Origin of the sequence: Parabacteroides sp. PF5-6 (genome assembly GCF_029504695.1) — a bacterium.
Lineage (GTDB): Bacteria > Bacteroidota > Bacteroidia > Bacteroidales > Tannerellaceae > QVMG01.
Genome location: NZ_JAQFIN010000003.1, coordinates 301314 through 325035, shown reverse-complemented (window position 1 = coordinate 325035; position 23722 = coordinate 301314). Strand labels below are relative to the sequence as shown.

The 23722-nt window shown below is 49.1% G+C and carries 13 protein-coding genes; 9 read left to right on the top strand and 4 right to left on the bottom strand.

All coding sequences use genetic code 11. The annotated features are described in order from the left end of the window. Positions 1 to 16 precede the first annotated feature (16 nt). Genes M2133_RS05535 through M2133_RS05525 form a run of 3 tightly spaced genes read left to right on the top strand, consistent with a single transcriptional unit; the run spans position 17 to position 4092 of the window. Positions 17 to 1819, top strand: a complete 1803-nt coding sequence (locus M2133_RS05535; protein WP_277465004.1) for a hypothetical protein — start codon at positions 17 to 19, stop codon at positions 1817 to 1819. Further along, complete coding sequence (locus M2133_RS05530) at positions 1816 to 2508, top strand: hypothetical protein (protein WP_277465003.1); 693 nt, start codon at positions 1816 to 1818, stop codon at positions 2506 to 2508. Before M2133_RS05535 ends, M2133_RS05530 begins: the two co-directional genes overlap by 4 nt. Before the next feature lie 6 nt (positions 2509 to 2514). Further along, positions 2515 to 4092 carry an FAD-dependent protein gene (locus tag M2133_RS05525; RefSeq protein WP_277465002.1) on the top strand — a complete coding sequence of 526 codons (1578 nt, stop codon included), beginning with the start codon at positions 2515 to 2517 and terminating at the stop codon, positions 4090 to 4092. A gap of 20 nt (positions 4093 to 4112) precedes the next feature. Here the strand turns inward: M2133_RS05525 and M2133_RS05520 are convergent, their stop codons facing one another. Next, positions 4113 to 8123, bottom strand: coding sequence for a two-component regulator propeller domain-containing protein (locus M2133_RS05520; RefSeq protein ID WP_277465001.1), 4011 nt, complete (start codon positions 8121 to 8123; stop codon positions 4113 to 4115). A 279-nt stretch (positions 8124 to 8402) separates the two neighbouring features. Here M2133_RS05520 and M2133_RS05515 point away from each other — a divergent pair, with 279 nt between their 5' ends. From M2133_RS05515 to M2133_RS05500, 4 genes are all read left to right on the top strand, one after another. Further along, positions 8403 to 11477 (top strand): TonB-dependent receptor, encoded by a 3075-nt coding sequence (locus M2133_RS05515; RefSeq protein WP_277465000.1) that lies wholly within the window; start codon positions 8403 to 8405, stop codon positions 11475 to 11477. Positions 11478 to 11489: 12 nt separating this feature from the next. Continuing rightward, positions 11490 to 13109, top strand: coding sequence for a RagB/SusD family nutrient uptake outer membrane protein (locus tag M2133_RS05510; RefSeq protein WP_277464998.1), 1620 nt, complete (start codon positions 11490 to 11492; stop codon positions 13107 to 13109). A 23-nt stretch (positions 13110 to 13132) separates the two neighbouring features. Further along, positions 13133 to 14722 (top strand): sulfatase, encoded by a 1590-nt coding sequence (locus M2133_RS05505; RefSeq protein WP_277464997.1) that lies wholly within the window; start codon positions 13133 to 13135, stop codon positions 14720 to 14722. Between the two features lie 249 nt (positions 14723 to 14971). Then, a complete protein-coding gene (locus M2133_RS05500; protein ID WP_277464996.1) occupies positions 14972 to 16510 on the top strand; it encodes a sulfatase in 1539 nt (512 codons plus the stop codon). A 6-nt stretch (positions 16511 to 16516) separates the two neighbouring features. Here the strand turns inward: M2133_RS05500 and M2133_RS05495 are convergent, their stop codons facing one another. From M2133_RS05495 to M2133_RS05485, 3 genes are all read right to left on the bottom strand, one after another. Continuing rightward, a complete protein-coding gene (locus tag M2133_RS05495) occupies positions 16517 to 16915 on the bottom strand; it encodes a hypothetical protein (protein ID WP_277464995.1) in 399 nt (132 codons plus the stop codon). An 83-nt stretch (positions 16916 to 16998) separates the two neighbouring features. Further along, positions 16999 to 17805 (bottom strand): peptidylprolyl isomerase, encoded by an 807-nt coding sequence (locus M2133_RS05490; RefSeq protein ID WP_277464994.1) that lies wholly within the window; start codon positions 17803 to 17805, stop codon positions 16999 to 17001. Between the two features lie 29 nt (positions 17806 to 17834). Continuing rightward, positions 17835 to 20687, bottom strand: a complete 2853-nt coding sequence (locus M2133_RS05485) for a hypothetical protein (protein ID WP_277464993.1) — start codon at positions 20685 to 20687, stop codon at positions 17835 to 17837. Between the two features lie 284 nt (positions 20688 to 20971). On the opposite strand from M2133_RS05485, the gene M2133_RS05480 reads away from it, so the two are divergent. Both M2133_RS05480 and M2133_RS05475 read left to right on the top strand, forming a co-directional pair. After that, the gene (locus M2133_RS05480) at positions 20972 to 22261 is read left to right on the top strand and encodes an Mfa1 family fimbria major subunit (RefSeq protein ID WP_277464992.1); all 1290 of its coding nucleotides are present in this window, start codon (positions 20972 to 20974) and stop codon (positions 22259 to 22261) included. 78 nt (positions 22262 to 22339) lie between these two features. Beyond that, positions 22340 to 23713 (top strand): DUF4906 domain-containing protein, encoded by a 1374-nt coding sequence (locus M2133_RS05475; protein WP_277464991.1) that lies wholly within the window; start codon positions 22340 to 22342, stop codon positions 23711 to 23713. Positions 23714 to 23722: the final 9 nt, after the last annotated feature.

Genomic DNA, 23722 nt, shown 5'->3' with positions numbered 1-23722 from the left:
TAAGGTGAAAAGACAAATGAAACCATTTCTTCTCTATCTACTCGGCATCGTATGGCTGCTGAGTAGTTGTGAATACCCGATTCATGAAAATTACGTTGACTTAGAAAAGCCCGCCGACCAGGTCGAGATGGGTATTGTATTGGATGCCGAGAACACGGGCGAGACTATACTTGTCGTGGATCGGAATGCAACAGTCTTTTATTACCTGGTCACTTCCGGGCATGAGCCGATAGGCTGCCACTTCCGCATCGGCGATCGTACGATTCAACAGCCGGGCGGTTCGGGCATCCTGCCTTTGGGCTTGTTTGCGCTTGCGGATGGCGAGTATACGTTGACTTGTGAGATCTATCTGGCCACCGGTAGCGGCAGTATTGCCGAGAACCTGGGGTATGAGTCCTATATGGGCACGTTTGAATGGACGTTGAAGGTGGTCGACCCGAATGATGCGGATCGTCACCTGCGCCATCGCATCAATGCCGAGGGTTATCTGGAGCTTTCCTGGGATAAACCTTCACTCGGCGCCTCTACTTTTACGCATTACACCCTGTCGACCCAGGACAGAGAAGCCGTTATCATCAAAGACATCGAACAAACGTCCTTCGTAGACCGTACCTATATCGGCAGTATGCGTTGGTATCAGGTATATGCCCATCATAGCGATCGGGAAGCCTGGCGTTGTGGCGACCTGGTCTTGCCGGGGGAAGCCTTGAACCTGACGATGGACTACAGCCGTCCGGACAGTATCGTCGTCAATTGGACGAATCCTTATCATACGGTGATAAGTATCCGCGACGAAGAAGGAAACTGGTTGGTCGAACAGTCGGCTGAGCGTTCGATTTGTATCCCTTATTTTGCTTTTGGCACCCGGCAGTCGTTACACGCTTTCCTTGTGACGGCAGCAAATCCGGCAGACCGGGATGAAAATATGAATATCAGCGACTATTTGATGGTCGACCGTAGCCCGGGCACCTGTATCACTCCCGATCAGGGCTGGACGCGGACGGGATATAACCCGCTGTTGAAGCAGTTGTATGCCAGTACGCAAAGAGAAATTGCCGCCTGGTCGATCCCTTCCTTGCAACGGACGGGAGCGAAACACAGTACACCGGATCATGTGGTGGGTTATGGCGTTTCGCTCTATCAGGAGAAGATTTTGGCTTGCGAAACCTACGCGATGAATATCCTGAATGGGAAGACCTTGTCGCCCATCATTCGCATACCCTTTGCCGAATCCCGTACGCTTACGGGCGAGCCGGTACTGACGGCCGACGATAAATTGTTGTCGGTGGTTATCTTCCCGATGAAACTCCAGGTCTACGATGCCGTATCGGGCGATTTGGACTATTCGTTTGCCTTGCCTGTCCGCCATGAATACACCACGCAGAGCTTTATTGCGCCGAACGGAAAGTATGTCTACTATGAAAGCGATACGCAGGAGATCACCGTCCTGACACTTGGCGACTACCGGGTGACGGCTGAGTCGGCCCTCCCGGTTGCCTTCGAGTCGTGGTGCGTGAATCCCCGCCGTCCGGAGCAACTCTTTGTATATCACCAGGGACAACTGACGCAATACGACGCACGCAACGCTTCGGTGGTGGCGCGTTGGACGGTTCCCTCGGGTATGCGCCTTAGTAATATCGATCCCGATTCGGGTTTATTATTAATGTATAGCGATAATAAAGCGATCGTCTTCGACCCGGCGAGCGGACAGGCGATCTATTCCCTGCCGATCACCTACTGGCCCTGTCAACTGCAGGGGAATACCTTAATCTCCGAAAGCGGATACGCACTTTATTTAGGAAAGGAACTGCAACGATGAAACGAATCCTGTTATTGATCAGCTTTTGCCTGGCCACTGTGGCGGCCGGCAAGGCACAAGAGTTAACGTTGGAATACAACCTGGGTTATGGTACGTTCCGTATGTCGGACCTGAAGGATGTCATGGCAGAGGTGAATCCTCCTTTGACGTATCTGAAACTGACGGACAACTTTCCCGCCCATTTCACGCACCAGGCGAAGGTTGGTTATGCCTTCAACCCGACCCATCAGGCGGGTATTGCCCTGGATCTGATGAATACTGTTGGCAATAAAGGAGTGGCCGACTACTCGGGCTCCTACGATTTTACCCTCCGGACCAAAGGCATTCGCCTGGGTGGCTATTATCGGTTTTTCATGACGTCCAAAGCGAATCGGATTCGTCCTTACGGGCAACTGACTGCCGGTGTGGTGTTCAACAATGGCAAAATGTCGGAGGAACTGCGCATCGGAGGTCTTTCCGTAGGCGATGATCATTTCTCGATGAAGGGGCTGAACACTTTCGTCGAACCGGCCATCGGCTGCCAGATCCGTTTGTGGGAAGGCCTGGCGCTCAATATCAATGCCGGATATGAATTGGATCTCACGAAGAAGTTCAACGAAACGCCCAAACGCTTCCCCGATATGCATCCCGACTGGAGTGGCTTCCGCGTACAGGGCGGTTTGATTTACTATTTGCCGTTACATAAATAAAATAAAATGATCAAAGAGTTGCAATTGCGTCTTCTGCCCGAACAGGCAGCGAATGAAGACTCACTCAAACAGGTGGTTTCCCGCGAACTGGGGGAGGCCGTATCCGCTGTGACGGCCGTGCGCGTGTTGAAACGTTCGGTCGATGCCCGTCAGCGAACGATTTATCTCAATCTGAAAGTCCGTGTTTTCCTGAACGAAGAGCCCGAAGAGGAAGAGTTTCCGACGGTAGCGTATAAAGATGTCTCCGGTGGGAAACCGGTCGTTGTGGTCGGTGCCGGCCCCGGCGGTTTGTTTGCCGCCCTGCGGTTGATCGAGTTGGGACTGCGTCCGATCGTGGTCGAACGGGGCAAGGATGTGCACGCCCGCCGCAAAGATATTGCTTTGATCAGCCGGGAACATACGGTCGATCCCGAGTCGAATTACTGTTTCGGCGAAGGCGGCGCGGGAGCTTTCTCGGACGGCAAACTGTATACGCGCAGTAAGAAGCGGGGTTCGGTCGATAAGATATTACACGTCTTCTGCCAGTTCGGCGCGACCCCGTCGATCCTGGTCGATGCCCATCCGCATATCGGGACGGACAAATTGCCCCGCGTGATCGAGAATATGCGCCATCAGATCATCCGCTCCGGCGGAGAGATTCACTTCGAGACCCGGATGGACCGCTTGATTCGCCAAGGCGATGAGGTGATCGGCATCGAAACGCACAACGGAAAGACATTCCGGGGGCCGGTGATCCTGGCTACCGGGCATTCGGCACGCGATGTGTACCGCTACCTCTACGCGCAAGAGATCGCTATCGAAGCGAAAGGCATCGCCGTGGGCGTTCGTCTGGAGCATCCGCAGCAACTGATCGATCAGATCCAATACCACCGGAAAGAGGGGCGGGGAGAGTTCCTGCCTGCCGCCGAATATAGCTTTGTCACTCAGGCAAACGGGCGGGGCGTGTATTCGTTCTGTATGTGTCCCGGCGGATTTGTCGTTCCCGCCGCCAGTGACGCCCGCCAGGTCGTGGTCAACGGCATGTCGCCTTCCAACCGCGGAAGCCGTTGGGCCAATTCGGGCATGGTCGTCGAGGTACGCCCCGAGGATTATCCGGTATTGATGCAATATGAAGCGATCGAAGAGCCTGCCGATTCGCCATTGGCGCTGATGGCGTTCCAGGAACGGCTGGAAGAACTCTGCTGGCTGAATGGCGGACAGAAACAAACGGCACCGGCGCAACGCATGCTCGACTTTGTGCAAAAGAAAAACTCATCCGATCTGCCCGATTCCTCTTATACGCCGGGCCTCTTGGCTTCTCCTCTGCATTTCTGGATGCCTGAGTTTATTACTTCCCGCCTGCGCGACGGCTTTCGTCACTTCGGCAACAGCTCTAAAGGTTTCCTGACGAACGAAGCCTTGATGATCGGGATGGAAACCCGTACCTCTTCGCCCGTCCGTATCCTGCGCGACCGGGAATCCTTCCAACATATCCACTGTAAAGGCCTCTTCCCCTGCGGCGAAGGCGCCGGATACGCCGGAGGAATCGTCTCGGCAGCAATCGATGGCGAACGTTGCGCCGAAGCGGTATCTGCAATATTATAATAGCTTTGGGGGTTCGATGGTTAGTGTTCTGCATATTTCGAAGGCGAAACCCCGAACTGTTTATTGAAAAATTTCCGGAAGGTATTCATATCGTTATACCCGACCATCTCGCATACTTCCTGGACCGAATATTTTCTTTCCATAAGGTAGGAGGCGGCTTTACTCATGCGGATACTTCGGATTACCTCAATGATAGATAATCCGGTATATAACTTTATCTTTCGGTATAAGGTGGGTTGACTGCAATTGAGCTTCTCCGCGAGTGATTTGGCGTTGAAATCCGGATGGGTCAGGTTGAGTTCTATAAGCGTGATCACTTTTTGCATGAAAAGATTCTTTTCTTCCTCTTCATCCTGTTCGTTCTGAACCGTCAATAATGTCCGGGTATAAATACGTTTAAGTTCCTCCCGGTTTCTAATCAGGTTTTCAACTTTGACCTTTAATACTTCCGGGTTAAAAGGTTTCATCAGGTAATCGTCTACCCCGATTCGCATACTTTTCAACAGATCGGCATCTTCGGCTTTGGCAGTCAACATAATGATAGGGATATGGGCTGTTTTTAACTGCGATTTCAGCTCTTCACAGCAGCTAAATCCATCTTTTACCGGCATCATGATGTCGGAGATAATAAGATCAGGCCCTGCTTCGATCGCTTTATCCAGACCTTGCTGGCCGTTTGTGGCTTCCAATACAACATATTCTTTCCCGAAGAGACTGCAGATATATTGCCGCATCTCATCATTGTCTTCAATGATCAAGATCTGTTTGCCACTCTTTTTCTTCGGTTGTTCTGTTTGTTCCAAGGAAAGATATGTTGCGTTTATATTTTCTGCGGTCACTGTTTCTTCTTCCAACTCATATTTGTCTTCGGCAAAGTGTTGTTTTCCCTCCGGAATGAAAAGGATAAATTTCGTACCTTCTCCCGGACTACTTTCCAACAATACTTTTCCATGATGCAGATCCATGGTGTTTTTTACAATGCGTAGCCCGATACCGACCTTGGTCGACATGGAAGGATCGGTTTTCCCGGTGATAAAAGAGTCGAAGACTCTCTTTTGTAATTCCTCTTCTATCCCGATTCCGGTATCGATCACTTCGATCGTACAATAGCTATTGTTATCGACTATTTGCTGTTTCAATACGACTTCAATACGGTTTCGGGTAGAGGTGTATTTGAATGCATTCGACAATAGATTCCGGACTGCCGATTGTATTTTAGATACATCGATCCATAATTTTAATTCTTCCGGTTCGTGGATAAATTGATAATCGATATCCTTTATGGCGGCTAATTGATTGAAAGAGTTAAACGTCTTACGTACTAAATCTACGATATCCACATAAGAAATATGTAGTTGAACCATGCCAGCCTCTATTTTCTGCACGTATAATAACTGGTCGGTGAGCGAACTCAATGATTTCGCATTTCCGTATATCAGCGACAATTTTTTTTGTACGTCTACAGGATCAGCCTTGCCCTGTATCAGTTCCTGAAGAGGAGAGAGAATCAAGGTTAAAGGCGTTCTTAATTCATGTGATACGTTGGTAAAGAAGTTTTCGCGTTCTTGATGTATTTGTTTCTCTTTTTTTCGCTCCAGATTGGCTACGACCAATTCGTGTTTTAGTTTTTCTTCCTGGCTTAATCTTTCCTGTTTCTTTTTCAGCCACCAATACAACAGGTATAAACAAACGGATAGGAGTAAAAAGACAAATAACCGGAAGGTAACGGTCTCGTACCAATGGGGCAATAAGGTGACAGCCAATGTGGCCACTTCCCCGCTGGAACCATCCGGGAAAATACTTTTCACCTCAAAGGTATAATTTCCTTTTGCCAGATTGGTGAAAGAGGCTCTTTCTCCTTCGTCTACCACGATCCATTCGGACTGCAAGGGCAAAAGGCGGTACATATATTTTTGCAACTCTTCCGAGAAGGTAAGGTTACTGAATGAGAGGCTGAAATGATTGTTTTGTTGATTTAATGTCAATGTTTGGGTGTAGGGAACACCTTCTTTAAGGATGATCTGACCATTTACTTTTTCTCCTATGCCGACCGGTTTGTTATCCACTTCTATCTGAGTGATTTTTACATGGTCGATCGCGTGCATATGATGTTTCACCTGTATGGGGTCGAAGTAAGTCAGGTTCATATTATTTCCCCAAAACAAATAATCGTCGTACCACAAAACCGAACAGTTATTCCCGGAAATATAATAGTTATAGAATAGCTTTTGATGCCGGCTGTAGCGGGAGATGGAAGAATTATTTCCTAACCAGATATCTCCATTCCCGTCTTCCTGGATACAGCCTACCGAGTTATTGCTTAACCCTTCCTGTGTGGTATAGAAGTAGCGGATGGAATCGGAAGCAATATCCATCACGCCGAATCCTCCTGAATATCCGATATACAGTATGTTTTCGGAAGAAGCCAGGAGAGAACGGATCGTTTGCACTTCCAATCCGGCTTTTTCTTCATATCCACTTTCAGTGATTATCCGGTCTGCCAGATTGAATTTATGCAGTCCTCTACTTGAACCGATCCACAGGTAGTCGGCACTTTCGGCAAGGGTATATATTTGTCCGAAATCTCCCCGGTAGCGGGTTACTTTGCCTGTGTCTTTTTCATAGAGCAGTAAACCCTGATTTGTGCCTAACCACAATCTGTTCTCATTATCCGCAAAGATTTTAGCGACCAGCCCTTTATAGAGAAGATTGTCTTCCAGACGGATAGGAAGTACAGCATATTTCTTTTCTTTTTGCAAATAACAGATCAATACGCCATCATGTCCTCCAAACCATAAATCACCATCCTGATCTTCACAGGCGCATATCATGGGTGACGAAGGCAAAAGGAAAGCAGGCTGGAAGGAAAGCTTTTCCTGCGGATTGAAAGGCTTTTCGCTTTTCATAATCCCCTGATGGTAGGTTGCCAGCCAGAGATAACCCTCTTTGTCTTTAATGATTCCTCCGATCTCATTGTGCGTGTCTTGATAGAATTTCTGATAGAATTGGAGGCGAAGGTCCGACGCCAGTGCGCCTCCTCCCGAAGTGCCTACCCATAAAACACCCGATGGATCATAATAGGCCGAAATCATCCGGTTCTCAATGTTTCGGTGAACTTCCGACGCTGTATTATTATACACCGTTGTAGTAAAAGATAATGAATCGTTCCCGTCCGGCGTGAATACCGTATAACCATTCCATGAAACAGCAACATAGCGTCCTTCGTTGATGGGGACGACTTGATAAATATCCGTATGCGAAACTACAGGATGTATATCCTGCGGAGAATAATTGTATTGACGAAAACGATCGGTCTTCGGATCATAGATCACTACGCCCTGTCGGTTGTTTGAAAACCAGAGAAGCCCGTCGTGGTACAGTAAACGGGAGGTATTGAGGTAGGCATAAGGTGAACTTTTAAAGACCAGTTGCCGCTGCATGCCATCCACGATGAAAACCTGTCCGTTGTTTGTCGTCAAATAGATATTTCCTTCCGGTGAAGAACAAAAAGCATAGAAAGAGGTTTTCTCATCCGGAACTACCAGTATTTCCTCTGACTGATCCAGACAGACCGAAGTCAGTCTTCCTTTGACGTCTCTTTCGTAACGAATGGTATACCGGTATAAAGCCTGCAAGGTAAAAGCCCAGACCGAAGTGTCTTCAGTGAAGAGGATATCCCGAATCGGTTCCTTATTCTCGATCGGAACAAAATATTCCATCTGTCGGTCGAAACAAACCAGCCCGTCTGAAGTGATCAGCCATAATAATTCATTGGATGTTTCGCGGATATGGCTTATCTGCAGGTAATGGCCGGGTATATGAAAGTTCTTTATGTTCTTCCCGTCGTAACGGCTCAATCCGTTATCCGTTCCAAACCACATAAACCCGTCATGGTCTTTATGTATACAGGCAACCCTGTTGTCCGCCAACCCGTTTTGCATGGTCAGTATACGGATATCCTTTTCAAAGAAGGCATACGTATGAAGTGCCAAACCAACAATAAACAATAGCGTAAAATAAGTAACTCTCATGAATCAGACCTGTCGTAGTGTTCTATGTACTGGTAAAGTTATAAAGAAAAATTGTGCCGGTATGTAAAGCAGATGTTAATAATGAAGCTTTGAATGCAAAGTGAATGAAAACCCTAACATGTATGAATGAAAACCCCTCTATTGTTTTTCTGTTGATTGAAATTGACCGATTATCCCCGTATCAAAGAAGAGAAACGCCAGTTTCCTTCTATCTCTAACCCTTTACTTTTGACTGTGTGTATTTCCTGTTTATTATGTATAATCTTAAAACTAAAAAGGATGAAGCAAAAAATCACATTATTACTTATCCTGCTGCTTTCCGCTATACCTTATATATATGCGCAGCAGCATACGATCAGAGGAACTGTTTTCGACAAGTCGATGAATGAACCGGTTATCGGAGCATCGGTGGTTGTTGAAGGTACAACGAACGGAACAGTGACCGATTACGACGGTGCGTTCTCCCTGAATGTTTCAGCCGGAGAAACATTGAATATCTCTTACATCGGTTACAAACCTCAGTCTATCCGTATCGACGGACAACAACGCGACTACCAGATCTTCCTCATAGAGGATTCACAGGCGTTAGATGAAGTGGTTGTCGTTGGTTACGGAACACAGAAGAAAGTGAACCTGACCGGATCGGTCGAAACGGTAAAAGGAGATCTCCTCGAAAACCGTCCGATCCGTAGTGTAACCGATGCTTTGCAGGGAACGGTAGCTGGGTTGACCGTACAATCCAGTGACGGTTCTCCCGGAAATGCCTCTTCTTTCCAGATCCGTGGCGCCACTTCGGTCAACTCTGCCGGTGCATTGGTAATCATTGACGGAATGCCGGGAAATATCAACCGGGTGAATCCGCAAGACATTGAATCAATTTCGGTATTAAAAGATGCTGCTTCGGCTGCTATCTACGGGGCCCGTGCTGCGGAAGGGGTTATCCTGATTACGACCAAAAAGGGAACTACCGATAAAGTGAAGATCGAATACTCAGGCAATTTCTCTTACAATACGCCTACCCGTATCCCCAAAAGTACGAATGCGATGGAGCATGCCAACCTTTCGAATACGGCATTTGAGAATGCGGGACTGGCCGTTTTGTTCCCTCAGAACGCGTTAGATGCTATTAAAGATCCGAATACAATCGCCCTGCCGAATGGAAACGACTGGATCTATACCTCGGATGTCGACTGGATCAGTATGATGTTTGATAATCAGACCCAGCAAAACCATAACCTGACCATCTCGCGGGCAGCCGATAAAGTGAACTATCTGATATCCGGGAATTGGCTGGATCAGAATGGTTTCTTCGCCGAATATGGGCCGGACAATTTCGATCTGTTCAATCTCCGTTCCAACCTCGATATTGTGTTGATCCCGGAAAAGATGAATCTGGACTCCCGTATTTCTTTCAGTAATTCAAATAAAAAATATCATCCGCAATTCGGAGCAGATGTAAATGGTAACGGGGGTTGGACGATTCCTTATATTACCTTTATACAGGCAGGCCCCAATATGCCGGTCTACGATCCGAACGGAAACTATTCCCGTTACCGTATGCAGGCTAATCCTATCCAGGCTCTTCAGGAGGGTGGCAAAGGAGAAGAGAAAATCCAACGTTTGGATGGTGTCTTTACCCTTAGCTACAAACCTATTAAGGGCTTGACGCTGAAAGCGGTCGGGGGAGCCACCTTTATCACTAATTTCAAAAAGGAATGGCGCCGTGAATACGGTAAGTACGGTCCCGACGGATTACGGTCGATGGCGGCAGGCCAATCCGGACCGAACAATATCAAACAGGTAAATGCCAATACCCGTTACCTGACCGGGCAATTGCTGGCTGATTACAATCTGAAGATCAAACAGCATGAGATCAATGCCCTGGGTGGATGGTCGGCCGAACATCAGATCTATGAAGACTTGCAGGCTTCCCGTATCAATATTATCGGTAATGAGTTATCTTCCCTGAAACTGGGTGCAACGGAAGGATGGACCAATGACGTCAGAGAAGAAGAGTGGGCATTGCTTTCCGGATTCATGCGACTGAACTATGCTTTTGCATCTAAATATCTGTTGGAATTCAATTTCCGTGCGGATGGCTCTTCTCGTTTCTCTAAAAAGCATAAATGGGGATTCTTCCCTTCTGCTTCTATTGGATGGAGGCTGACGGAAGAAGCGTTTATGAAGAACCAGAAGATCTTCTCCAACCTGAAGTTAAGAGCTTCTTATGGTGAATTAGGGAACCAGAACGGTTTAGGATTGTACGACCATATCCCTCAATATACGATTGGTGGTTATTATCCCTTTGGCAATGAGTTGGCTCAGTGGGCACGCATGACCAATTTACCGTCGGAAACCCGTACCTGGGAAACGGTTACTTATACGAATATCGCTGCCGATATGGGCTTTGTGGATAACCACCTGAATGTAACGGCCGAATACTTCATCAAGAAGAATAAAGATATGTTGGTCAATATTGAGATTCCTTCCGTGATAGGGATCAATGTTCCGACCGGTAATTATGGTGAACTCGAAGTGAAAGGATGGGATCTATCCGTATCCTGGCAGGATCAGGTAAATAAAGATTTCTCTTATTCCGCCCGCTTCAACCTCTCGGATCAAAAAGACGTATTGGTCAGTTACGGAAATGATTTTGTCGATTTCGTGGCTGGGGTAAATCAAAAGACACAGGGATACTCGTTAGGAGCCATATTCGGATACGAAACGGATGGTTATTTCACCTCTCAGGAAGAGGTCGATAATTCAGCGGTGATCAATCGTTCGGTCGTTGGAGTAGGGGATATCAAATACATCGATCAGGATGGAGACGGGAAGATCTCCGCACCGAATGACCTGAAATACCTGGGAACCACCACTCCGCGTTTTGTATTCGGACTGAACTTGGGAGCCACATGGAAGAATTTGGATATCTCCATGTTGATTCAGGGAGTCGGCAAACGTAATTATTACCTGAGCCGTCACGTGATGGCTCCGTTCCAGGATACCTGGGGAAATTATTCGTATACCTTCCATACGGACTACTGGACACCCGAGAACCCGAATGCTTTATTGCCACGCCATTATGCCGGGAACGGACATAATACGCAAATTTCGGACCACTGGCTTCAGAACGGAGCGTACGTGCGGCTGAAAAATCTACAGATAGGATATACCTTACCGAAAAGTGTAACCGACAAAGCGTTGCTCGAGCGCGTCCGCATATATGTAAGCGGCGATAACCTTTGTGAATACACCAAATTATTGAAACACTTTGATCCGGAGCTTACTTCAATCGACGGATACATGTATCCGATGACCCGGAAATATTCTTTAGGTATTAATGTTACATTCTAAATTACTAAGATCATGAACAAAGAAAACATATTATATATCAGTGTACTGACTCTGCTTTTGTCGATCAGTGGTTGCAGTGGGTATCTCGACCGGGAACCGCTGACCAGTCTTTCACCCGGTTCTTTCTGGAACACGGAGAAGGATTTGCGTATGGCCCTCAACTATTGTTACAATCAGATGAACCGTGCGTGGAATATGGATAACCAGTCAGCGGATTGCTTTGCTGCCGTTGGCAATAATGTGAGTTCGGGAACACTGACTCCTTCCAATACGGACGATAATTGGACGAAAGCCTATACGGTGATCCGCATTACCAATGATTTCCTGAACAATTATGCGCTTGCACAGGTAAGCGATAATATCAAGAACCGTTATGCGGGTGAGGCACGTTTCTTCCGGGGATATTTCTATTTCAACCTGATCAAGCGCTTCGGCGATGTCCCTTATGTAACGGAAACGTTAGACCTCAATTCCCCGGAACTCTACGGAAGTCGGGAGAGTAAAGACAAAGTGTTGGAAAAGATAATAGAAGACCTTGAGTTTGCGGAGTCTCATATCCCCGTGAAAAGCGGGATGTCGGCGGATGTCGGACGGATAACCAAAGGAACCGTTCAGGCGTTTATGGCACGGGTTTGTCTCTACTACGGTACTTATTATAAATTCCATTCGCAGGGAAATTCCTCTCTTTATCTGCAGAAAGCAAAAGAAGCGGCTAAAAGAGTGATCGATTCCAAAGAGTACGGCCTGTATGAGAACTACCGAGATCTCTTCTTGCTTCCCGGCGAAGACTCTAAAGAACATATTCTTTCCTATCGTTATTCCGAAGAAGCAAATACTTATAACGATAGACCCCGTAGTGTGATCATTGACTTCAAGCAGGAACCGACCAAGAACCTGGCCGATGCCTTCCTCTGTAAAGACGGTCTGCCGATTGGCAAGTCTTCTTATAAGATCGAGTATCTGCCGATCGGCACAGAGTTTACGAACCGTGATCCCCGTATGGCGCTTACGCTCTGGAAGCCCGGTGATTCTTTTATGGGCGACCCGTTCCTGCCGAACCTTGCCAATCAGACCCGTACGGGATATATGTTTAAAAAGTACGGCGATGAGGCTTCCTATACCAATTTGCAATCGCGTATCGATGAGATCCTGATCCGTTATGCGGAGGTCTTATTGATTTATGCCGAAGCAGCATACGAACTGGAAGATAAGATCTCGGATGGTGATCTGGATATTTCTGTCAATGCCTTGCGTAACCGCTTTACGGATCATCCGGATAAACTGCCGGCACTGACCAATGCGTTTGTCAATCAATACGGCTTGAATATGCGGGAAGAGATCCGCCGGGAGAGAAGGGTAGAGTTGGCAAGCGAGTCTTTCCGTTATGACGATCTGATCCGTTGGAAAACGGCAGAGACCGAATTGCCGCAGGAAATCCTTGGAGCGAAGTTTGATAACGATGCCTATTCCCATGTCGTGCCCGGGAAAGATATCAACTTGAATGCCGAAGGTTTTATTGTCGTTCAGTCAGGAAGTTCCCGCGGATTCGATACCAGCAAGCATTATCTGTTCCCATTGCCTTTAAGAGAGTTATCTTTGAATCCAGACCTGAAGCAGAATCCGGGGTGGTGATGAAACCATAAAACGAATTGTAGATGAAAAATATTCAGAAAACATCCCTTCTGGTCGGTTTCTCTCTGGCTGCTCTCTCACCGGCAGCGGCCAGAGAAAAGCAACCGAATATCCTGTTTATCCTTGCTGATGATCTGGGTTGGCGCGATCTGTCGTGTACGGGAAGTGAGTATTATGAATCGCCCAATATCGACCGGATAGCCCGTAAAGGTGTCAACTTTACGCAGGGATATGCTGCCTGTCAGGTGTCAAGCCCTTCACGGGCGAGTATTATGACCGGTAAGTTCACGGCGCGGCACGGTATAACCAACTGGATCGGAGAAGCTACGGGTGAGAACTGGCGCCGTAACGGGCGTCACTCGAAACTCTTGCCTGCCGAATATACCCGACAGCTGGCATTGGAAGATACCACCTTGCCGGAGGCTTTGCAGCAACAGGGTTACACGACCTTTATGGCGGGCAAATGGCATCTGGGTGGTAAGGGGTCGTATCCGGAAGATCATGGGTTCGATATCAATATCGGAGGACATGAAGCCGGTTCTCCTCCGGGAGGATATTTCAGCCCCTACCAGAATCCGAAAATGGACGACGGACCGAGAGGGGAAAACCTGTCGATCCGCCTGGCTGCGCAGACCGCTTCCTTTATCGAAGAACATACGAAACGGAACAAAAAACAACCGTTCTTTGCCTACCTTTCTTTTTATGCCGTGCATGCTCCATTGGAAACGACGGAGACGAACTGGCGTTATTTCCGTGACAAAGCCGTCGGAAACGGAGTGGCGGAAGAAGGTTTTGCAGTGGATCGGACGCTTGCTGTGCGCCAACAACAGGATAATCCGGTCTATGCCGGATTGATCCGTCAGATGGACGATGCCGTGGGCTTGGTACTGAACAAACTCGAAGAGCTTGGATTGGACAAAAACACCATTATTGTTTTCACCAGCGACAACGGCGGCGTTTCTTCAGGTGATGCCTATGCTACGAGTAATCTTCCCTTGCGCGGAGGCAAAGGCCGGCAGTGGGAAGGTGGGTTCCGGGTGCCGCTGTTGATACAGTATCCCGGATGCAAAGAGCCGGGGTCAACGTGCGACGTACCGGTGACGGGCGCCGACTTCTTTCCTACTTTCCTGGATATGGCCGGATTACCTCTTCTGCCTGAACAACATGTCGACGGTGTATCGATCCGGCCTTTATTACTCGACGGGCAGGCGATTGCTCCGCGCGCTTTGTACTGGCACTATCCGCACTATGGGAACCAGGGCGGCGAACCCTCATCGGTGATCCGCGACGGTGACTGGAAATTGATCCATTATTACGAAGATAACCGGGATGAGTTGTACAATCTCCGCATCGACCCAACCGAATCGGAACCGCTCAATGCCCAATATCCCGACAAAGTGGACTATCTCGGCAAGAAACTCTCCGTATGGTTGACCGATAGCAATGCCCGCTATCCGGTGCCCGATCCGCAATATGATCCGGTTCGGGAAAGAGCCTACAAAGAGAAACAGCAAACCCAGGTAAAAGAAAGGCTGGAAAGGCAGCGCAAAGAAATGCTCGGCGACCGCTATCTGCCTAATGCCGATTGGTGGGGAAGTTCTACTATCGATTAAAACTCAATCAAGGACTACTCTTGCAAAGATAAGCAGGAAGTAGTCCTTTCTTTTACTACATTTGAGGCACGATTGGCATGATTTTGCTTTACCACCGGGGTCGTAAAGGTTTATTACCGGGGTCGTAAAGGTTTACCACCGGGGTGGTAAAGGTTTACTACCGGGGTGGTAAAGAGAAAAAGAGATGAATTTGCTTATGGTTTTGGCTGAAGATATTTTATAAGAACGAGACGATTGAAATAAAAAGCGATGAATAAACTACTATTACTACCACTTCTGGCAATCCCTTTCCCCTGTGTGGGTGCACAGGAGAATAAAGAAAAGGACAACCGCCCCAATATCATTGTCTTTCTGGTGGACGATATGGGATGGCAGGATACTTCACTTCCTTTCTGGAGGGAACGTACGCCGTATAACGAAGTGTATGAGACGCCCCACATGGAACGTCTGGCGCGGCAGGGGATGATGTTTACACAGGCGTATGCCTCGAGTGTGAGCTCGCCCAGCCGGTGCAGTCTATTGACAGGGATGAATGCCGCCCGGCACCGGGTGACCAACTGGACGTATCCGAAGAATGGATCGACCGATCTGGTGAGCGAAACACTTCTCTTTCCCCAGTGGAATGTGAACGGGCTGGCGCAAGTGGCGGGTATTGCCCATACGGCGCATGTGACTTCTCTTCCACAGCTACTGAAAGACAGCGGATACCATACGATCCATTGCGGGAAGGCCCACTGGGGAGCGGTCGATACCCCGGGAGAAAATCCGCATCATTTCGGCTTCGAAGTCAACATAGCCGGGCATGCCGGCGGCGGATTAGCCAGTTACCTGGGCGAAGCAAACTTCGGGAACCGGACCGATGGGAAGTCGAATCCCCGCTTTGCTATTCCGGGTTTGGAAGCCTACTGGGGAGAAGATATTTTCGTCACCGAAGTATTGACCCGGGAAGCCTGTAAGGCGCTCGACCAGGCACAGCAATATGAGCAGCCCTTCTTCCTTTACCTCTCGCATTACGCCATTCATATCCCTATCGATAAGGATATGCGCTTTTACCCGAAGTATATAGAAAAGGGGCTGACGCAGAAAGAGGCGGCTTATGCCTCGTTGATCGAAGGGATGGACAAAAGCCTTGGCGATCTGATGGATTACCTGGAGGAAAACAAACTGGCTGATAATACCATTCTACTCTTTATGTCCGACAATGGAGGACTTTCGTCTACCGACGTATGGAGAGATGGCCCGTTACATACACAAAATGCTCCGTTGAATAGCGGTAAAGGTTCCGCGTATGAAGGGGGAATCCGTGAACCGATGATTGTCAGTTGGCCCGCAAAGGTAGAGGCCGGAAGTAAATGTGATAAATACCTGTTGATCGAAGATTTCTTCCCAACGATTCTGGAAATGGCAGGGGTTAATGATTATCAAACCGTACAGACAACGGATGGGATCAGCTTCGTACCTTTGCTAACGCAAGTGGGTGATCCTTCCGCCGGCCGTTGTCTGATATGGAACTTCCCGAATCTCTGGGGAAATACCGGTCCCGGCATAGGTCCTTCCTGCACGATCCGTCAGGACGATTGGAAATTGATCTATTATTACGAAACAGGAGAGAAAGAACTCTTTCATCTGAAAACAGATATCGGCGAGAAAGAGAACCTGGTGGAAAAGCAACCCGAACGGGTAGCCACGCTCTCCAGACTCTTAGGAGAAGAATTACGATCCAGAGGAGCCCAACGGCCATTGTTCAAAGTATCGCGTGAAGCCGTACCCTGGCCGGATGAGAACTGAACGCCTTTAGCCCTCTTTCAGCCAGTGGTCGATCTCATTCAGTTGGTTGATGCGTTCGAAAGAGAAGGTGATGTCGGTGTGTTGGAGGTATTCCAGGAGTTCTTTGGCGCGTAAGAGGCGGCGTTGGCGTTCGTCGGGTTCGACGTAGAAGCTTTCTTCGATCAGGGTCTTTATGGCTATTTCCATGCGGAGGATGCCGCCGCTGTCTTCGTGGTCGAGGCGTTGACGGATCTCCTCAGGCGGAGCGGTTAAGAGGAAGTTACGATCCAACAATAGGGAATCGTAGATCACCTGTACCTGTTCGGGGATACGGCGCGTCGCGTTTGTATCGCGCCGGGCGATCAGTTGGGCAATGACCTTGCCCAATTCTTCGATCTGCACCATAATAAAGTCTCTTCTCAGCATGATCAATTACGAATTACGAATTAACTTTCAATTTTCAACTTTGCTTTACGCTTCGCTAAGCGATTTACAATTCAACTATCAACTCATTCGTGTACACTTACCCGAATGATCCGGATATCTTTCTTCGGACGGTCGTAGCCGTCGCGGGGCTGGTTGGCAATGCGGTCGATGATATGCAATCCTTCGGTGATCTCGCCGTAGATCGTATACTGCCCGTCGAGGTGATGACTGCCGCCGACGGTGGTATAGGCTTCTTTTTGTATTTCGGAAAAGAGAAGGTGTCCGGGTGTCGCGCGGATAACGGAGTCGACCTTCTGGTTGATCTCCACTACCAAGCGGTTGTATTCCTTCGGATCGGCGGTTTTCAGACTGTCCATCGTTGCTTTCCGGGGTTGGTAGAATTCCGCCATGGCTTTGCGGCGGATCGGCAGATTCGTAGCCCGTTGCAAGGTATCCAGTTCCCCTTCCCGGTAGACCTTTCCCTGCACGATAAAGAACTGGGACATATCCGACTTCTTCTGCGGATTGATTTCGTCGTTCTGACGCGGGGCGGCGATCGTTCCTTTCTTAAAGAAGTAAGCGGAAGATTTTTCGGGCAGGATCTCCGCCGAGCGGTCGCCAAAGCCTACCTGGGCACCGGCGGGCGCGTTCTTCGAGTCGGGCGCTCCTCCCTGAATCATGAAATCGGGGATCACCCGGGTGAATAATGTTCCGTTATACAAACCTTTGCCGGCCCGATCGGTGAATGTGCGCACGTGGTTGGACACGTCATCGTACAAGATGCCTTTCATCGTGCCCACGTTGGTCTCGATGGTCACTTCTTTTGTCTGCCCCCCCGCCGAAACTGCGGAAAGACACAAACCGACGATCAGTATATAAATCTTTTTCATGGCGTAAAACAGCATATTTGGGGGAATGATCAGAAACTCATGGAAAATAAGAACTCAGCCTGGAACTTCCCGTAATCGATCGGCTGGGTCAATCGTACGCCGGCAGACAGGGGATAGCTCATACGGATCACGTTCCAGTCGAAGAGCAGGTCGAGCCCGGCAGAACTCTGTGTGATCCATCCGGCATCCTTCTTCGCCTGGTTGCGCGTCCAGTCGTAGAACAGGTTAGTCCTGATCCGGCGCAGGTAAACGAGGCTGCCCAGGCTCCAGTCCGGACAGGCTACCGTAAATGCGTAATCTGCTTTCAAGGCCAGGTGCTGACGCGTCTGGTAGATGTAGTCATATCCACGGGGTTTGTCCATGATCCGCTTCGGAAGGAACAATACCTTATCGTCTACGCTCTGATACTGATAGCCGAAGCGCAGCATCAGGCTGTGGTTTTGCATCAGCCCCGGCCAGTAGGTCGTCAAGCGGGCGGCATAGAGGCTTCCGTAGTTCTCGCTGTTGAACGGAGAGTTGAGGTACTGCAAACGAATCTGATAGCCCCAGCGGGGAAGTATATCCCGGGTCGCCATCCGGCGGTAGCGGTAATAACGCAGTTCCGAAAGCAGATACTGGAAATTGCGGTATTCCCGGCTGTCGTATTGCTGATAGCGGTTGTTGGTCAGGTAATACGTGACGGATGGCTGGAAACCGTGCGTATAATGATCCTTAGTCAGGTTGAACGGCAGGTACATACGCATTTCCGTCTCCAATAGTTTCCGGTTGCCCAGTCTGAGTTGCGGCACATCTTTGCCTTCGTCGTTCGGCGTCCATGCCATAGAGACACTCTTTCCGCCGTAATCCATCTTCAGGTCGAACACCGGAAACCAACCGGTATAGGTGAAAGCAAACCTTCCGTGGTGATTGCCGTTGTCGTAGTACCAACCCGCCTGCGTCGTGGCCGTGTTCAACGCGTTCTGGGAAATCAATGTGATGCCCGGCTTCACGACCGACGTGAAGTCGCTGGCCGAAGCGTTCATAATCTCAGAAACATCGTAATAGAAGGGCGCCCAACTGTGTACATTAAACAGATGGCTGCCTTTGCGGTAGCGTTTCGGCTCGAAGCGAACCGGTTTGAGTTGGGCCGTATCGATATTGAACCCTTCCTGGCTGGCAATTGCTTCAGCCAGCGGAAAACGGTAGGGCGTATGGATATCGGCCGCTTCAGCTTTGATCTCGCGCAGGGGAAGGGAAGCGATCCGGTAACCCTTTGCCTGGTAATCGGAGAAGAAAAGGCGGTTGGCGGAGAAGGCGGGATGGAAAGCGCCGAAACGCGCGGATGTGACTTTGGAGATCTTTCCCTGCATATCCATCGTGTAGATATTATTGGTTCCGTTCAAGCCCGACTCGAAGTACAACCGGCCGTTATGCCCGACCGGCGAAGTGATATTCACCGAAGTAGGAGGGAGCAGTTCCTGCCATTCGCCCGTCTCGATGTGCAGTTGCTGCAGGCTTAGGCCGCGGTTGTCTACCGTCAGGGCGACCAGATGGTGCGGGTCGGTAAATGTCAGTTCTTTGGCGAATGCGTTTTGCGGCAGCGAGAAAACCGTTTCTTCCGTGCCGCTTTCCCGGTCGATCAATACAATCTGATTCTCTCCGTTGAAAGTCGGTCGCGAGGCGGCGATCAACCGGCCGTTCGGCTGAAGGGCGGGCGACAGGTAGCGCTGCCGGGCGGTCAGTGCCGTTACCTTTCCTGTGGCCAGATCATACTGCTTGATCTCGGAATAGTTCTCGTGCGTCCAGCGCAGGCCGGAAACATTCTCGGTCCAGTAGATCCGGTTGTCCTGCAGGTTAAGCCGACTGTTGATACTACCCAGCCAGGCGAGGTGTTTTTCTTTTCCGTTGACGAACATCACCAGGGAGTTGATATCATATAGACTCGACTTGACGGCGACGACTGTGGTGTCGTCGATCGCCTGCGGATACCGGTACGAAGTATATTGCCGGGGCGTTTGTGAAACATAGTCCGGCACGATATGCCCCGCGTCCAGCGTTTCCCATTCTTTGCGCAGGAACTCGAAGGTTTGATTGAATAATCCGTCCACATTGTCGCCCGTATGGTGTTTGATGGCCTTGGGGAAAGGAGGCAGGTGCAGGAAGTGACTGATGTAACGGGTCGTGATCTTATCCCAGATATCGGAACCGTATTTGTATTTGGCAAAAGAAGTCAGGTCGTATCCCAAAGCATAATAATCACCTGTGTAATCTTTGTAAGATCCCAGGTACCATTTATCGAAAGAGAAGAATTTATCGGATAACAACTGCGCCCGGTATATCATATTGAATTCGGGCAAACGGCCGCGACCGCTATTCGACATGGCCGTTTCAACGCCGACCGCATCCCCTTCGAAGAACCATTTCGTGGAAAAGAAAGAAGAGATACCAGCCGCCTGCTCACCGATCAGATAATAGAGGGGATTGACAAAGCCGGTCATCAGTTTGCTGGTTTGGATCACGTGGCGCGACTCGTGCAAGACCAGGTGTTTGTCCCAGTTTTGCGCATCTATCCGTGTCGAGGGGTTGGTGATCAGCTCCATCCGGCGTGGCGCCCAGGCAACCAAGCCGTTGGAGTGCATACTGCCCGGATGCAATACAACGGGAAAGATCTTTTTGCGCGGCATCGAGATCGATTTTTGCACCTGCGGGAAAATATTCTCCAGATAGAGCGCATAATGGTAAGCCATGGAATCCGTCCCCGCGGGAAAGATCAATTTATAATGCGGTAGATCGACATAGTTCCATTTATATCGGGAAGGGTCGGAACCATAATCGACAAACTGAGCCTGTAGGGTCGAAGTAATATATAGAGAAACAAACAGTATGAAGAGACTTTTGCGCATCGGTTTTACTTTAAAGCCACAAAGCTATAAAAACTTAAGCAAATGAAGGCATGTTTATCTTCCGTTCTCATGCATTAAATGCTCTTGATACCGCCTATTTTCTCTTCAATGGAGCAAAATTTGTCGATCGGGGAGCTTTCTTTGGCAGAAAATGTAAATGCGTGGAGCGTTTTGAGGCATAAAGTGGCTAAATATGAAAAAAAAGTGACCGTAGGCGTAAAAATTGTCCGGCTACATCCCTCTAATTTTGCATCGTAAACAAAAAGAAAGAAAAAGTAATCAAAATGAAAACAAAACAATTGAAGAGTTTAACCGTGTGTGCCCTCATGTTAGCCATGGGGTTGACGGCTTGTTCCCATGACAAAGACGAACTGATTGTCCCACCGGCCCCAGAGACCGGTTCCCTCTCGATCGCTTTCCGCGCAAATGAGTTGACGACAAGAGCGTTAGACAAAACCGCTACTTCGCTTGAAAAAGAGCTGAAAACGGTGCATGCTTTTATCTATAAAGCCAATAAGACGCTGGAGAAAGTGGCCGTGTTCAGTGTCGATGATTTCACGAAGAGCGGTGATTCGTATGCGTTGAAAACCGGGCATGAGATCGAAGGGCTGGAAGGCGGAGCCAAAGAAGTGGCATTGGGAATCAATCTGCCGGCAACGCTGGTCGGTCAGATCCAGGGCAACGGATCAACCGGTATGACTTCGGCTTATAACCTGACGGTAGCCGAGTTGTCCGATCCGACAAACGGCTATGTGATGTTCAGTGATATCCAGCCGGCGCAGATCACTGCCGGTTCAACAACGACAGTCAGCAATCCATTCGGAGTCGATCGTATCGTTGCCAAATTGAGTGTGAAGACGAAGCCGGGCATTTCGATGAAGGTAGCCGGCGGTCGGATCGATGGTATAACTTATAACGTACAGAACATCAATAAGGAGATCTATCCGGTAGCGCCTACGCTCTATAAGAGCGAAACGATCGACCGTACGGTGCCTGCCAACTATATCGCCGTCGATCCTGTGCCGGAAGAAGATACGCCGGTTGCGGATACACAACATACGTATATGACAGAATACAAACCCGTCCTGCCTTTGGCCGACGATTCTTATCCGACTTACGTCCGTATCCGTTGTACCTTCATCCCGACCCATTATGTGACTGATGCGGATGGCAAATTGAGTACTACGGAATCTGCCGGAGGCGACTTCTGGACCTTGCCGCTAAAGGATGGAGCGGTCGCTTATTTTGTCGACAAAGATATGGCCCAGGCTTATTTCAATAATGTGAAGAATGCCGGAAAGATCTTTAATCCGGAAACCAAAGAATTCGAACAGCTGGTTGTGAAATATGCCGAAGGAAAGGTTGACTACGGTGTATTCCTTCACAAGACAGCGAATAAGTTCGATGTTGTGCGCAACAACTACTACATGATCACGATTACGGCGATCAATGGTCTTGGCGAACCCAGCGGCAAGGAACAGATTGATCCGAAAGAAAAAGGTGATCTGGTCTCTTTTGATCTGGTGATCAACGACTGGGAAGGTGTTGAAGCGGACGACGAACAAATCAGTTGATTCCATTTGATTCTATCCATTTACATAGTCCTTCCGACCCGGATGCAAGTTGCCGGGTCGGAGGTTTAAAATAAGGATATGCGACTTTTACAGCTGAACTTATTCCTTTTTTCCTTCCTACTGTCCTTCTCGGGATGCGTGACGGAAACGTTTTACGATAATGCAAGCGTTGCAAACAATAAAGAAACAGCAACGCTGACCCTGGATCTCACTTTGCCCAAGGACGAAACCCATCATCCGGCATTTAGAAGCGTAGCGGATAAATCCATTGAAGATGTATATGTCTTGGGCTTTCGTGTAGATGATGAAGATGAAGCGATTACTTATTTCGATTTCCTGACGTCGGTAAGTCATACCGTAGAGGATGCAGGAGGCAATAAGAAAAAAATCAGTTTCACCGCCAATCAGGCAGACTACAAACAACAATTTGTAATCATCGCCAACAGTGCCGGTTTTGTCGCTTCCTTAAATCCCCAGGGGCAGCGCAAAGAAGAGGTGCTGGAGGCTTTGATCTATATAAATCCGGAGAACGAATGGACAATATCCCTGCCGATGTGGGGAGAGTCGGATGCCCGAGTCATTGACGATCAGGAAACGACGCTGGCGATTACCTTGACCCGGATGGTGGCCCGTATCGATATCGCGGTGGCGGAAAGCCTTCGGCAAACGTTTATCCTGAAAGAGGCATATCTCTATAACGCCAAAACGAGAGGACGCATAGTCCCGGACGAATCCTGTTGGGATGCTGCCGGGATGAAAGCGTCCCATGCCTCTTTGCCTCCGGATTCCGATCCGGTAAACCATCCGTTAACCAAAGCCTCTCCGTGTCGGTATGAAGTGGAAAATCCGGAAAATGGAAGCTTGTCGGGCGTTATCTATGCCTTCGAAGCGGCGGCAACTGAAAACCATTTGCAGTCTACCGCTTTGGTTATCGGCGGAGAATACAACGGGCAGATGTGTTACTACCGGATCGACCTGACCGGCAAAGATGAAAACGGAGAGAAATATCCACTGGATCTTTTGCGGAATCATAAATATGCCATTCAGATAACCGCCGTACAGGGAGAGGGGAAGCCGGATCCGGAAGAAGCCTTCCGGGCGGTGTCAGTGGAGCTGAATACGCTGATTCAGGCATGGGATATGGCGGAGGTAGGCGTTATGTTGGACGAACAATACGCGCTGATCGTCTCCGACTGCCTGTTTGAAGTGACGGGCGATCATGCGGTGGTCAGCTTATATGCGACGACCGATCATCCGGCCGGACTGGTCGGCCGCACCAGCTCCTCCTGGATCAGCTGGAGCGGTGGTGATGACGGTGATCCGGAAAGGGTGTTGACCTTATCCATCGCGACAAACGATAGTGGCGACACCCGTCGAGGGACGCTGGAGATCATTGCCGGCAACCTGATCTATGTCGTCCGCATCGTGCAAAGCGCTGAGTTTATAGAATAGAGAGAAAAC

What these genes read in the sequence shown, in the direction of transcription:
- M2133_RS05505 (WP_277464997.1), top strand. Translation starts at nt 13,133, where the DNA reads ATGAAAAATATTCAGAAAACATCCCTTCTGGTCGGTTTCTCTCTGGCT.
- M2133_RS05515 (WP_277465000.1), top strand. Translation starts at nt 8,403, where the DNA reads ATGAAGCAAAAAATCACATTATTACTTATCCTGCTGCTTTCCGCTATA.
- M2133_RS05490 (WP_277464994.1), bottom strand. Translation starts at nt 17,805, where the DNA reads ATGAAAAAGATTTATATACTGATCGTCGGTTTGTGTCTTTCCGCAGTT.
- M2133_RS05500 (WP_277464996.1), top strand. Translation starts at nt 14,972, where the DNA reads ATGAATAAACTACTATTACTACCACTTCTGGCAATCCCTTTCCCCTGT.
- M2133_RS05520 (WP_277465001.1), bottom strand. Translation starts at nt 8,123, where the DNA reads ATGAGAGTTACTTATTTTACGCTATTGTTTATTGTTGGTTTGGCACTT.
- M2133_RS05530 (WP_277465003.1), top strand. Translation starts at nt 1,816, where the DNA reads ATGAAACGAATCCTGTTATTGATCAGCTTTTGCCTGGCCACTGTGGCG.
- M2133_RS05525 (WP_277465002.1), top strand. Translation starts at nt 2,515, where the DNA reads ATGATCAAAGAGTTGCAATTGCGTCTTCTGCCCGAACAGGCAGCGAAT.
- M2133_RS05475 (WP_277464991.1), top strand. Translation starts at nt 22,340, where the DNA reads ATGCGACTTTTACAGCTGAACTTATTCCTTTTTTCCTTCCTACTGTCC.
- M2133_RS05495 (WP_277464995.1), bottom strand. Translation starts at nt 16,915, where the DNA reads ATGCTGAGAAGAGACTTTATTATGGTGCAGATCGAAGAATTGGGCAAG.
- M2133_RS05535 (WP_277465004.1), top strand. Translation starts at nt 17, where the DNA reads ATGAAACCATTTCTTCTCTATCTACTCGGCATCGTATGGCTGCTGAGT.
- M2133_RS05510 (WP_277464998.1), top strand. Translation starts at nt 11,490, where the DNA reads ATGAACAAAGAAAACATATTATATATCAGTGTACTGACTCTGCTTTTG.
- M2133_RS05480 (WP_277464992.1), top strand. Translation starts at nt 20,972, where the DNA reads ATGAAAACAAAACAATTGAAGAGTTTAACCGTGTGTGCCCTCATGTTA.
- M2133_RS05485 (WP_277464993.1), bottom strand. Translation starts at nt 20,687, where the DNA reads ATGCGCAAAAGTCTCTTCATACTGTTTGTTTCTCTATATATTACTTCG.